We start from the raw sequence: 12921 nt of genomic DNA, 5'->3' as shown, positions 1-12921 counted from the left end.
CTTCCAGGATAATGAATCCCCACATACGTTAATCCGCAGTACTGACATCGTAATTCTTCCATGTGTTCAGCCTTCTTACTAGTGATAATAAATTGTATAATTTCCGGATGGATGACCAATTGGAGGAGAAATATAGGATGATTGGGAAATGGTCAATCGATGTGATGTATGGACCGGGTGCTCAGGAAGACACAGAGATTGTTTTTTTACCAGACGGAACGGGATGGATTGCATTCTTTCACTATGAGTTATGTGAGTTAGAGACTTTTCGTTGGAGAAAAAATGAAAATGGAAGTATTAGAATCAGCGGAGAAATATATCAAACGATAGGTGAACCACAGGAGAAATCAAATTTAGAAATAAACGAGCTGTTCTATATGGTTAAACTGGAAAATGCCCCCTCAGGTAAGGAAATGAAGGTGATCACATTTTCTGAACCGATATGGTGTAATGAACAAAAATTTGGCTTGTTAACAGATAACATTGGAAATGAGAAACTACCATCATATAAAAACGAAGCAGAGAGTGTAAAACAACTTATTCAATTCCTGCAATTTGATACTCCCGAAATACTTCAAAATGACGCAATTGAGAAACTAAAAGATGCTTCAGAAGTATATTTGGACATGTTAATACAACCTTTCGATAAATCATATTGGGATAATGCTGCAGTAGTATTATCTAGCATAGAGCATCAACGTTTAAAAGGGCATATACCAAGTCTTCTAATGTGGTTACAAGATATGAACTGGCCGGGTGCTACAGTAATCGCAAAAATACTGGTTGAAATGAGGGAGCTGGTCATTCCTCATTTAAGACCGGTTTTACTCGGCAATGATGAAGTGTGGATTTATTGGATATTGATAGGACTGGTGAAAGATTGGCCTACAGAATTGGTTCTTGAGTTAAAAGATGAGCTTATAATTATTTCAAGCAGGCAGTCAGAAGAGGAGATTGATGTGATTGCTAGTGAGCTCCTAATACAGCATCGCCTGCTGTAATAAATTGAGCTGGAAAGGTGGGCTCAGCAAATGAATCTTATCGATATTCAGATAAAATATAACGAGGTTTTAAAAAAGAAACTAACCATAGAGGACTTCGAGCAATGGGTGTATGTGACTCCGGAGATTGAAGAGCGCCTTCTATCTGGAGCTTATCAGCTTAGATTTCAAGGGGAGATATATTGATCTAGACTTGGAGCAAATGTTAACGCCGGTGATATCTTTTGGAGGGCTTGAGTACCGCAGAATCAAAGAGGAACTTGAAATAATAGCTAGTGATACCCTTGAGATAGAAAAAGTTTTAGATAACATTTACGAGGACTATTGTGATGGATATAGTTTCTTGTGATTCTTGGGTCTGTCTTTTACATTATTAAATCGTTCTAATGGAACGTTGATTATCAATGAAGGCGTACGTGAATTACAAAAGGAAGAACCCAGAAGGTTATTGACTTTTATAGAAGTAGACAAGATCAGAATTGTTGGAATGTTTGAACGCGGCGAATTCAGAGACAGAGAAATCGGATAGAATTAACAAATGTGGAACTTATGCTGCGGAAATTGGAGCATCGAATCGCAGGAAGCTGACATTAGTATTAAACGTAATTAGAACAGATTTTTGCAGCCTCTTGATCACTGATCATATAAGGATCATAGATATGATAAAAAAGGAAGAGATTCATTTTCGCTACGAAAACATAGATGTAACAGTTGAAATGATGTTCAGCTGCTCAACGTTTACTTTTCCATGAAGACCAGAGTTAAAGTCTTTGGACAACAAACGTTTTGGAATAAGCTCTAATATACTTGCCCACCCCCTCTATCTTTTCCTACCCTATAACCAGAGGGGGAGAGAACCATGTACGCATGCAGCTATTCAGGCACAGTGCTTGGCATAGATGGAATGGTTGTCACTGTAGAAACAGACATAGCCAATGGCTTGCCTCAATTCGATTTGGTCGGACTAGGCGGTTCCGCAGTAAAAGAAGCAAGAGATCGCGTTCGTGCTGCCTTGCGCAACGCGGGATACGACTACCCAATGCAGCGGATCACCGTCAACCTAGCACCAGCAGACCAGCGCAAGGAAGGCTCAGGTTTCGACCTTGCTATAGCGTTTGGAATTTTACTAGCCTCTAAGCAAATGCTCCCTAGACCAGAGAGAATCCTCGTTCTAGGAGAGTTGGCATTAGACGGCTCTCTTCGCGCGGTAACGGGTGTACTCCCTATTCTGCTAGAAGCTAAAAATGCAGGATTTACCCACGTGATTCTCCCCGAACAAAATGCAGCTGAAGCACGGCTCGTCGACATTACCGTATTGCCTGCTAGCAATCTGGAAGAGGCCGTAAACTATTGGAGAGAAGGACTTCATAGTAAGAACGCAGATTTGATTTTTCCTGGATCAGAGACGGGCAAGACAAATACCAACCAGCTGCCTCCGGACTTTGCCAATGTTTACGGACAGCAATTTGTAAAACGCGGCTTGGAGATCGCAGCAGCTGGATTTCATAATGTGATATTGGTGGGGCCTCCAGGTTCAGGGAAAACTCTTTTAGCTACTTGCCTGCCTGGTATCATGCCGAACATGACTATTCATGAATCTTACGAAGTAACGAAAATATACAGTATTGCTGGTCAATTGAAGCGGGAGAGTGGGCTTATCGAGGAGAGACCATTTCGTGCCCCACACCATACGATTACCGCTACTGCACTAATTGGCGGTGGTGCGCAAATCCCGCGTCCGGGAGAATGTAGTTTGTCTCACGGTGGGATCCTCTTCCTTGATGAGATGCCCGAGTTTTCTCGACATGTATTAGAGGTACTACGCCAGCCGCTGGAATCAGGGGTTGTCACGATTGGACGATCTAAGCAGGTTTTTACCTTTCCTGCTCGGATTCTGTTAATCGGTTCGTGCAATCCTTGTCCGTGTAGATAATATCCTTGGCAAAACAATACTGAACGGTGACTGAAGCGCGAGGGCGTTTTGAACCTTCGCTAGGTGTTGTATGTACCTGAATGCGTTGGACCAAAGCCTTCACAATTTCACGTCTCGTTTCAAATGATGGATTGTCATCTAGTTTGTTTCGTAGTGATGTGAGTAATTGAAAAGCATTCATTACCTTAGTAGAGTAATCGCGGTCAACTTGTAGCGAGGTCCGTATTTCTTTCATCCGTTGCTCGAGAATCTCTTTCTCTTGATTGATCTTTTGGATCTGTTTCTCTAAATCGGTAAAAGTGATGATGCTTTTACGGAAGAGGTCCAGTATACTTTGACGTTCAATATCTTTATCATCGATGCTCTTTTGAATAAGTGTTATTTCGGACTCTAAATCGACCTTCTCAGTCTGCTTTACTTCCCTAGCTGCAGCAATCTCCTGAAGGGCTTCCCCTGGCTGATTTATAAAGGCTAAGCAATCCCTCCACACAAGATCCTCAATCCAATCCTGGGGTAAATTTTTCGAAGTACATTTACCTTGCATTGGGCCCTTATATGCTTGTTTACCTGTGCAAGTGTAGTACCCTTTTAGCGCTCGTTTGCTTCCTGGATAATGAATCCCCACATAAGTTAATCCGCAGCACTGACACTTTAGTAAGCTACGTAGTAAATACTGATTCTTGATGTTACGCATAGCTTCTATTTGGTTACTTCGAAGGACTTTCTGTGCTTTTTCCCACGTTTCTACATCAACGATGGCTGGGACTTCACGTTCAATTACATCGCGTTTTCGTGTACTGCGTTTACCGTAGAAATGTACTCCCTTGTAAGAGGTATTCGTAATGATCCCACGTATTCTTGAGGGGCGCCAGATACCCGCCGTATTCTCTTTACGTTTCCCACGAGTAATTTTTCGATTATCCTTTGCGTATGACGTAGGGATACCTAATGCATTTAAGTAGTCCGAGACTTTTATGCATGAGTGGCCTTGGTTAGCAACCATATGGAAGATCAGCCTAACAACTCCTGCCTCTGTCATATCTGAGTGGGGGAGTAGCTCTTCACAAACCACCAGATAGCCATCACTGTCTACGCGGTATCCATAGGGGACAATACCCCCAAGCCATTTGCCGGACCGCGCAGCGCGGTTTGCTCCGTACCACAGACGTTCCAGTATGGTCTCACGTTCCAAGTCAGCTACGCCTGCCAGAATGGTTAACAGAAAGCGTCCAGATGGGTCACCAGTATCGAACGGCTCTGTCATAGAGCGGATTTTTACACCGTCACTTTCTAACTCGTGAACGGAATTCAGGATGATTCTGGCCGATCGTCCAAGCCGGTCTAACCGGTAAATTAGAAGGAGATCAATCTCGCCATTCTTAGCATCTTGTAACAGTTCGCGTCCGGCTGGACGAGCTTCAAGTGGGACGGTTCCTGTTACGCCGTCATCCTTGTACCACTTTACGATTTCTAATTGATGGAGATCCGCATACTTACGAGCAAATTCAAGTTGGTTTTCGATCGTTCCTCGTTCCGCTTGATCATCGGAACTTACACGGGCGTATACAGCTAACCTCATCATTCTAAAGCACCTCAACTTTAGGGAGTGATATGTCACTACATGCAATGTTTAGTCGTATCTTATGCCATGTTTTTAGGAAAGAATTAGATCAATATGTTAAAAAAAGAGTAGTAATGTTCAAAGATAGCGAACATATATTCTGTTTTTCTAGAAAAATTAAAGCCAATCCTCAATTGGTTTGGCAATTAATTTTGAAAAACTTCCCCGTATTTAAAAGACAGTCTTTTTTTTGCAATTTGATATTCATCTTCAGTAAGAATTCCATTTTTCTGAAGTTGGTCCAGACCTACTAAAAGTCTTCTAGGGTAAGATTCACTTATACTATCTTCTAAATAGTCAATAAAGTCATCATTTACTTCATCAATTAAGTTGAAAAATTTTTGTCGTATAATCGTATAGAAATTGTTTGTTTTTAAAGTCTTAATTTCATCAAATGTAATCCCAATTACAAATTCATTTCGGGCTAAGGCAAGCTTTCTGCGTTTTCCTTCTGCAAATTGCCAATAATTATTCTTTTTACCACAACTAAATGACTTAGCGGATGAAAATACTCCCAGTCTAGCCCGTTTCGATCGAAGCAATTCAGCAAGATCTGCTACTTCACGTACATCAATAGATTTTTTATGATTCTTTGATTCTCCAATGATTCTAAGCCCGATGTAATTATGAATAAAGCTTGGAGTGGTAGCATCAACAAATTCAATTAAGTGATCTATTTGATTATCTCCCTGAATAACATTAGACCGTACAATAGCACATTCAAAACGATCATAGACAAAGGTCATAAGGGATTCGAGTGCATCTCCTTTTTCCTTCTTGTTATTAGAAGTAAATGAACGTTCTACGGCCTGAAGCAGCTTATCAAATTCTTGAACTTCGTCAGTGGATGTAATTGGCCTCCAAACTTCATTGTCAGGAGCTTCGTTGATGTATCGATTATAAGAAATGGTATCTTCTCTGCGCATAGTTTTTTCCTAAACTAACGGTTGCTCTTTCATCAAGAAAGCAACTCTAATATCTTCAAAATGTAATGGCGCATTACAAAGGGGGCATTTATTTCCATTTTGCATAATAAAGATAGATAGTTCTTTTTTACTTGAAAACTCATGAGCGTGAACCATATCCTCGTCAGGGTTTTTACAAAAAACCATATATTTAACTCCTAAGCAGGAGTTGTAAGATAGGTTCATTAGAATGTCCTCAACCGTGTTTTTAGGTAACTTCACATTTCGGGAAAGTACTCTAGGAGAAATTATATCGTTTGGTCTAATGGCGGACAATTCGTCACTCATTTTCTGCAATACCGGTAAAGGAAGGTTGTACTTCTTGTTTATAGTTATTAAGCTTTCGTATAACACCGTCAACAACCTCCTTTACTGTAGTTGCAGTAGTAGTCCGCCGTAGAGAGTAGTACCTATCCCGTATTGATATTAGATATGGAAAGGCTCTTTTATAACCATTATCGTCTAGTTTATAGTTTATGCCAAGTGCTGCAATTTCACCATTTTCCTTCATTAATCTCAAAATATCGGCACATTCGGCAAAAACAAATGCTTTTCCTCTAGAGTTCGCTTTGAATTCAGTCGTGCCTTTATCAGATTTATGTAGAAAAATTTCAAAATCTAGCTCTTTTTGAACAGGTCCATAAGCAACAATAAGTTCGTTTTCATAAGTGCGCAGTAAAGATTTGCTAAAACGAGCTGCATGACCAGTTTTTTTGCTAAAAGCGGTATCACTATTTACTAATTGATCTGTTATATCTCTTATTAGTTTTTCCTGAAATTCATTTATTTTTTCAGTAATCACTGGATTGTTATGATGAAAATATTCCTCCGTCATCGCATGTAATGTTTCAAAAATCCACTCGGGTTTATTGATTTCGAAGTTTATTACAGATAGTCTAAAAGCCCGCAACAGAATCCAAATCAAGTCATCCCATTCTTTTTTCTTCTGCTCGCCCAAAATAGAAACAAGATTCTCAGTTGGATGCATCATCAATACAAAGTGTTTAAGTGAGTAATCCATAACAAAGTAAGAGAGATAAATGTCACTTTTGTTTACTAAAGCACTCATCCCCGTTTCGGGATCTTTTTCTTTGACCATTACTTGAGCTGGTGAAGCGAAGGTGAAAATAAGCTGTTGATTCGGAGTATCACGCCAAACATTAACAAGTTTTATTTCATCAAGGTTATCAACGTTGATGTTATATAAATGTTCTTTAGCTTTAAGAGCAATGCTATACACTTCATCTATTGATTTGTGGTCGAATACATTAATGTCCTTAGGTTCATATACAAAAAGCATATTATTGCCTTCAAGATAAATATGTGAAAGCCAATCCATAAATTCATTAAAGGGAATACACCCTGTCATTACATTGTTAAGGGTATTTTCTCTAAAACTCATTGTATTCCGACCAGGTTTGACGGCATATTTGTACTTAAATTTGTTTAATTCATGTTGATCGGCCTTGTCTAAAAAGAACAGCAGGTTTTCTATTTGTTTCTGATCAAGATCAGCAAAACTCATGCATTTTCCTCCTGTTAAATGTCCTACAGCAATAGCAAAGTCACGTTGAAAAGAGTCTTAAGTGTGACAATCCATGTGCTGTGAATGCCCTAAGATACTTCAACATTAAATCTAGAAACTTGGGGAATATTTGCTGGTATCTTAAGTAACTCTAGGAAAGTTGATGAATATTCTCATAAGAATTTAAATCATACTATCCAAGACAAATATTAACAGTTAAATAATGCAAATTCAGTCGCATTTTGTCGAGTGATAGGATATTTGGCTTAATTTTAATTAAGATGCTGTAAAAAGATAAGGAAATATCCCTACTCAATGCATCTGCGATGTCAGATAACAAGATATCTTTGCTTTTCTTGTATTCTTCTTAACCTATCTATACAGAGATCTGGTGTCACCTTAAACTGCTCTGATAAGATATCTAGTATTTCAGGTTGCTTATAATCATAGTTCTTCAACATATGTAGGGGTAAAGCAGCATATCTTGTGAAATTCCTTGCATCCCACTCCTGTAGTTCACGAAAGGCGGCGGGCATCATTAGCTGACGTCCGGAGTGGCGGAGGATATGACAAAGCTCATGATAAAAATGCTCCCTTTGCACAAGTGAAGGGAGTCTTTTGTCTATCGTTATACTTTTGAAGCGGCCGAATTCATATGCCATTGATGGGATCTCTTTGTAAAAGAGATGGATGCCTAGTGATCTAGCTATACATTGTTCATCTAGTTCTTCAGGTGTGGTTATTCCTAGCTGTTTGTAAAATTGACTTATCCAGGTTTCAAGTGGGGTAGGGGTGTAAGATAAGTCCATCTAATCACCTCGAATAGGAACGTTTGTTCTTGTTTCATAATCCTACCATGTGTTCAGTCTTCTTACTAGTGACAATAAATTGTATAATTTCTGGATGGATGACCAATTGGAGGAGAAATATATGATGATTGGGAAATGGTCAATCGATGTGATGTATGGACCGGGTGCTCAGGAAGACACAGAGATTGCTTTCTTACCAGACGGAACAGGATGGATTGCATTCTTTCACTATGAGTTATGTGAGTTAGAGACTTTTCGTTGGAGAAACAATGAAAACGGCAGTATTAGAGTCAGTGGAGAAATATATCAAACGATAGGTGAACCACAGGAGAAATCAAATTTAGAAATAAACGAGCTGTTCTATACGGTTAAACTAGAAAATACTCCCTCAGGTGAGGAAATGAAGGTGATCACATTTTCTAAACCGATATGGTGTAATGAACAAAAATTTGGTTTGTTAACAGATAACATTGAAAAAGAGAAACTACCGTCATTTAAAAACGAAGCAGAGAGTATAAAACAACTTATTCAATTCCTACACTTGGATACTTCCGAAATACTTCAAAATGATGCAATCGAAAAACTAAAACATGCTTCAGAAGAATATTTGGACATGTTAATACAACCTTTCGATAAATCATATTGGGATAATGCCGCAGTAGTATTATCTAGCATAGAGCATCAACGTTTAAAAGGGCATATACCAAGTCTTCTAATGTGGTTACAAGATATGAACTGGCCGGGTGCTAAAGTAATCGCAAAAATACTGGTTGAAATGAGGGAGATGGTCATTCCTCATTTAAAACCGGTTTTACTCGGCAATGATGAATTGTGGATTTATTGGATATTGATAGGACTGGTGAAACATTGGCCTACAGAATTGGTTCTTGAGTTAAAAGATGAGCTTATAATCCTTTCAAACAGGCAATCACAAGAGGAGATTGATGTGATTGCTAGTGAGATCCTAATACAGCATCGCCTGCTGTAATAAATTGAGCTGGAAAGGTGGGCTCAGCAAATGAATCTTATCGATATTCAGATAAAATTTAGCGAGGTTTTAAAAAAGAAACTAACCATAGAGGACTTCGAGCAATGGGTGTATGTGACTCCGGAGATTGAAGAGCATGTTGGGCGCGCCTTCTATCTGGAGCTTATCAGCTTAGATTTCAAGGGGAGATATATTGATCTAGACCTGAAGCAAATGTTAACGCCGGTGATACCTTTTGGAGATCTTGAGTTCCGAAGAATCAAAGAGGAACTTGAAATAGTAGCTAGTGATACTCATGATATAGATAAAGTATTGGATAACATTTATGAGTACTATTGTGATGGATATGGATTCCTGCGATTCTTAGGCCTGTCTTTTACATTAATAGGTGGTTCTTATGGAGCACTGATTATCAATGAAGGCGTACGTCAGTTATTAAGAGAAGAAGCCAAAAGGTTATTGAGCTTTATAGAAGGAGATAAGATCAGAATTACTGGAAAGCTTGAGTACGAGGACTATAGAGACAATGAAGATCGGATAGAACTAACAAACGTGGAACTTATGCTGCGGAAACTGGAAGAAAAGATTCAGGAAGGAAAAATAGGTAGTAATTTTGAAGATCAGCTGCCCTTGCAATTATTTGGACTTTCAGTAAAAAAGAAATGGATCAAGACTTAATCTAGGGGAGATGTAAAATGGATAATTGGATTCCATTGTCGGATGAGCAATTTCGCCTGGTTTGGGATAAATTTTATAAGGATTTCAAATTCAAACCAAGTATCAATAGCAGTGATTGGCCTTCGTTTCATATACCAGTTCCTTTTGTTACATTTGATATTACTGAATATACAGATGACGATATCGATGATCTGGAGGAGAAGTGTATTATCAACCTTAGAGCGGTAACTGGGTCTGACGAATATATCTACGCACTGGATTGGCACCACGAATGCTATCTCTACAATCCATATCTAGAGAATACAAGTATTAGGATAGGGTTTTACCCAGATGGTGACTACTACTTCTTTTTGAATAAAGAGTTTAAGTGGGGATATTTAGGGCATCCCTGGGAACAATCAATTAGCATTTTTGGAGAAGACCTTATTCATCAGTTTGAAACCAATAGACCAACTATATTTGGGAAGATAGTGCGCAGTAATCGATGAAGTATTTACAAGCTTCTAACAATGCCTCTTGATCACTGATCAGGAGGTTTTGTCGTTTTGTGTCGAAATAACATGATCGAATTGTGTAGGTTACTGACAACATTTGTTTGATAATAGATGTACTAATGTCAAAACAAAGGGGTACTACATTGGAGAAGAATAGCAAAGTATACGCCGTGAAAAAAGGCAGGAAAACCGGCATTTTCCAAAGTTGGAGTGAATGTGAAAAACAAATAAAAGGATTTTCAGGTGCAGAATATAAGAGCTTCAGTAATATAAGTGACGCCAAAGATTATTTAGATTCCTACCGATCACAAGACAATAAATTGAAAGAAAACCCTGAAGCCCAGATGGTTGCATATGTGGATGGGAGCTTTGACTCCATTTCGAATTCGTATGGATCTGGGGTTGTCATATTGTTTAACGGTGAGAAGATTACACTTCAATCTAATGGAAATGATCCCACCCTTGTCGATATGAGAAATGTCGCAGGAGAAATTATTGGTGCACAAATGGCAATGGATTTTGCCTTAGAGCAATCTGTAAAATCATTAAATATTATTTATGATTATGAGGGTATTGAAAAATGGTGTACGAATGCGTGGGAAGCAAAAAAGGTAGGAACCAAACAATATAAAGAGCATTATTTGAGTGTTTCTAATAAAGTTGAGATATATTTCACGAAAGTTAAAGCTCACTCTGGAAATGTCTATAATGAAGAGGCAGACAGATTAGCAAAAGCTTCATTGAGTAAACAAAAAAATGTAAATCAAACATTATTAAATAAAGAAGATGTCAATCAGGTATTACCAAAAGAAGTAAAGAAAAATAACGGTAAAATGGATATTCTATATTATGTTCATTTTATAGGAACAACACTAAGTAGCGATAAGCTTTTAAACGAGTTTAAAAATGAATGGAAAAGAAAAGGACGAAAAATAAACGAAATAATTAAGCTTGAATTTCATATTAATACCACGAATGAGTCTATTGAATGGGTAATTCATACTATTGATGGCGTTGAGAAAGAAGTAATATTCATTTAGGGGGAGGATCTAGTCAGATGGCAAAGAAGAAAACTATTTTTAGTAGATTACATTTAGACCGAACAAAACTACCAGTTTGGATAAGTGAGTATTGCGATAAATACTTCGAGGAATCAAAGGCTTCTGAGATTTCCCTAATAAATAGTGTGAATCAGTATAGATGTTTAATTATTGGTGATAATAAAGAAATAACATTAGACTTCTACTATAATGGGGACGGAACAACTACAATATATCCTGGTGCTGGTAAAAACCCTGATATTTCATTAAAGATAGCTACAGAAATTCTAACTAAACTAGAATACAAAGAAAGAGATGCAATAAACCAATCATATTCTATTCATCCACTAAAGCAAGATGATTTCCAATTGTTGATCGAGTATTTAGATAGTTTGGAAGACGTAAAATTGCACAATAAGAGTATTAATACTAGTAATCATTATGTTTTGTATCAGTATCAAAGTAAAATTGGAGACAGAATAACTTTAAAGTATTACACAAATCAGAGATTACAAGTTCAAGGAAAACCATTTTATCTTTACCAGGAAGTTACGTGTCTTTTGAGCGAATATTTTCCTTTTGAGGAGATGTTAAAAAAACAGGCTGAATTTTTTAATGTCCAGATTAATCCAGTAGAGATTCGAAGTGAAATGCAGGAGTTATTGCCAACGTCGTATAATATTCTTGATGAGCAGCTTCGAAAAATTTTATCAGTATCTATTGCATACCAGAAAATTGATATTGAGCTAGAGGATTATTCAAGTTTTGTATTTCCGGTATTAAGGACATTAGAAGGATACATAAAATTTTTATTTTCATCAAAGAATATTACCGTTAATGATAAAGATGGATTTAATTACTTTGACAAAATATCTGGCAAGTACATGTTAAAAACAGCAACTAAGCAAATACTAAATTGTTCAAAAACAGAAAGTGCAATTGAGAAGTGTTATAATTATTTTAAACAACATAGACATGGATTATTTCACACATCTTCGATCGCAGTAACTACTCGTACACTTGATACAAAGCAAAGTGCAGATAAAATAATTGGTGAAGTGTTCTCGTTGATCGAGGGTACTTATTGTAGTATTATAAATTGATAATTGTTGAAATTGGATATGGGGGGAAGTTGGGATGAAGACATACGAAATTCAAAAATTACATGACCCAGACTACTCATATCTAATATTATCAACGAGTTACGTTAGTCCAATTGATGATCTTGATTGTATTGAAGATCATTTCCGAACTAATTATACGGGGAAAGTAATTTTTGACTTGTTGCTTACTAATGGAAACGTTAAAAATAGATTTATCGAGGCGTTTTTTGATGGTATTAGATTTGATTCAAGTAGCTTCAAAATTTTCGACCGAGTTGGTTCCGAAATTAAAGATGTGTCATCTAAATTTTATATGAACCATAAAGAATATTTGAGTAATAGCGTTTTGCCAAGAGCACATCAGTTTCTTGTAGCAAAAGGAAAAGTCTTGTAATCCTAGGATTCAAGACTTTTTTACTTTTTACTTCCCCATTTAATATTTAGCTAAAAACGAGGCGGCTATCAAGTAGCTCGACTCCTCATCATATACTTCTAAATAGACTACTCATAAATCTTCCCCATGTACAATATGGCAGCGAGGGACTTCCACTCGGGCTGATCTGGTAGGTAGCCTCTATCCTTTGTATCTTCCATCCAGGCTTCTATTGACTCCAAAAAGTGATCGAGAGATAGGTTTTCCCATTCATCGGGGTTATCTTGAAGATCGTGTCTTAATGCCTTAATAAATTGAATGAGATCATCTTTTGAATCAACATTGTTGCATTTCTCAAATAGGTCCATAATTATGATTTTTCCTCCCTTAT

Annotated in this window: 14 protein-coding genes and 1 pseudogene; 9 read left to right on the top strand and 6 right to left on the bottom strand. The window is 37.6% G+C overall.

From position 1 onward, the window contains the following. The first annotated feature begins 137 nt into the window (after window positions 1–137). The 3 genes and pseudogenes from ODZ53_RS01175 to ODZ53_RS01165 all read left to right on the top strand — a co-directional run. Window positions 138–1001 (top strand): DUF5071 domain-containing protein, encoded by an 864-nt coding sequence (locus tag ODZ53_RS01175; RefSeq protein WP_372675643.1) that lies wholly within the window; start codon window positions 138–140, stop codon window positions 999–1001. 30 nt (window positions 1002–1031) lie between these two features. After that, window positions 1032–1187, top strand: coding sequence for a hypothetical protein (locus tag ODZ53_RS01170; RefSeq protein WP_372675642.1), 156 nt, complete (start codon window positions 1032–1034; stop codon window positions 1185–1187). 673 nt (window positions 1188–1860) lie between these two features. Continuing rightward, window positions 1861–2928: pseudogene (locus ODZ53_RS01165) on the top strand (YifB family Mg chelatase-like AAA ATPase); the annotation flags it as partial. On the opposite strand, the gene ODZ53_RS01160 reads toward ODZ53_RS01165, so the two are convergent. The 5 genes from ODZ53_RS01160 to ODZ53_RS01140 form a co-directional block, all read right to left on the bottom strand. Beyond that, window positions 2876–4516 carry a recombinase family protein gene (locus tag ODZ53_RS01160; protein WP_372675641.1) on the bottom strand — a complete coding sequence of 547 codons (1641 nt, stop codon included), beginning with the start codon at window positions 4514–4516 and terminating at the stop codon, window positions 2876–2878. The pseudogene ODZ53_RS01165 and the gene ODZ53_RS01160 overlap by 53 nt on opposite strands. A 185-nt stretch (window positions 4517–4701) precedes the next feature. Continuing rightward, window positions 4702–5481, bottom strand: coding sequence for a hypothetical protein (locus ODZ53_RS01155; protein ID WP_372675640.1), 780 nt, complete (start codon window positions 5479–5481; stop codon window positions 4702–4704). 9 nt (window positions 5482–5490) lie between these two features. Beyond that, window positions 5491–5667, bottom strand: a complete 177-nt coding sequence (locus tag ODZ53_RS01150) for a hypothetical protein (RefSeq protein WP_372675639.1) — start codon at window positions 5665–5667, stop codon at window positions 5491–5493. Window positions 5668–5800: 133 nt separating this feature from the next. Continuing rightward, complete coding sequence (locus tag ODZ53_RS01145; RefSeq protein WP_372675638.1) at window positions 5801–7045, bottom strand: hypothetical protein; 1245 nt, start codon at window positions 7043–7045, stop codon at window positions 5801–5803. A gap of 329 nt (window positions 7046–7374) precedes the next feature. After that, a complete protein-coding gene (locus tag ODZ53_RS01140) occupies window positions 7375–7854 on the bottom strand; it encodes an ImmA/IrrE family metallo-endopeptidase (RefSeq protein ID WP_372675637.1) in 480 nt (159 codons plus the stop codon). Window positions 7855–7975: 121 nt separating this feature from the next. Here ODZ53_RS01140 and ODZ53_RS01135 point away from each other — a divergent pair, with 121 nt between their 5' ends. From ODZ53_RS01135 to ODZ53_RS01110, 6 genes are all read left to right on the top strand, one after another. Continuing rightward, window positions 7976–8842 (top strand): DUF5071 domain-containing protein, encoded by an 867-nt coding sequence (locus ODZ53_RS01135; protein WP_372675636.1) that lies wholly within the window; start codon window positions 7976–7978, stop codon window positions 8840–8842. 30 nt (window positions 8843–8872) lie between these two features. Then, window positions 8873–9520, top strand: a complete 648-nt coding sequence (locus ODZ53_RS01130) for a hypothetical protein (RefSeq protein ID WP_372675635.1) — start codon at window positions 8873–8875, stop codon at window positions 9518–9520. Window positions 9521–9537: 17 nt separating this feature from the next. Continuing rightward, entirely contained in the window at window positions 9538–10008 is a 471-nt protein-coding gene (locus ODZ53_RS01125) for a DUF2716 domain-containing protein (protein WP_372675634.1), read from the top strand. Between the two features lie 149 nt (window positions 10009–10157). Beyond that, window positions 10158–11054, top strand: coding sequence for a ribonuclease H1 domain-containing protein (locus ODZ53_RS01120; protein WP_372675633.1), 897 nt, complete (start codon window positions 10158–10160; stop codon window positions 11052–11054). A gap of 17 nt (window positions 11055–11071) precedes the next feature. Next, window positions 11072–12157 carry a type II toxin-antitoxin system RnlA family toxin gene (locus ODZ53_RS01115; protein WP_372675632.1) on the top strand — a complete coding sequence of 362 codons (1086 nt, stop codon included), beginning with the start codon at window positions 11072–11074 and terminating at the stop codon, window positions 12155–12157. A 34-nt stretch (window positions 12158–12191) separates the two neighbouring features. Then, a complete protein-coding gene (locus ODZ53_RS01110; protein WP_372675631.1) occupies window positions 12192–12551 on the top strand; it encodes a type II toxin-antitoxin system RnlB family antitoxin in 360 nt (119 codons plus the stop codon). Between the two features lie 107 nt (window positions 12552–12658). Here ODZ53_RS01110 and ODZ53_RS01105 read toward each other — a convergent pair whose 3' ends face one another. Next, entirely contained in the window at window positions 12659–12898 is a 240-nt protein-coding gene (locus ODZ53_RS01105; protein ID WP_372675630.1) for a DUF7660 family protein, read from the bottom strand. Window positions 12899–12921: the final 23 nt, after the last annotated feature.

The sequence above is a fragment of the Brevibacillus sp. BD137 genome (assembly GCF_041644655.1).
Taxonomy (GTDB): domain Bacteria; phylum Bacillota; class Bacilli; order Brevibacillales; family Brevibacillaceae; genus Brevibacillus; species Brevibacillus brevis_D.
Note: the sequence above shows the minus strand (reverse complement) of the source record. Positions and strands in the feature narration are given on the sequence as shown.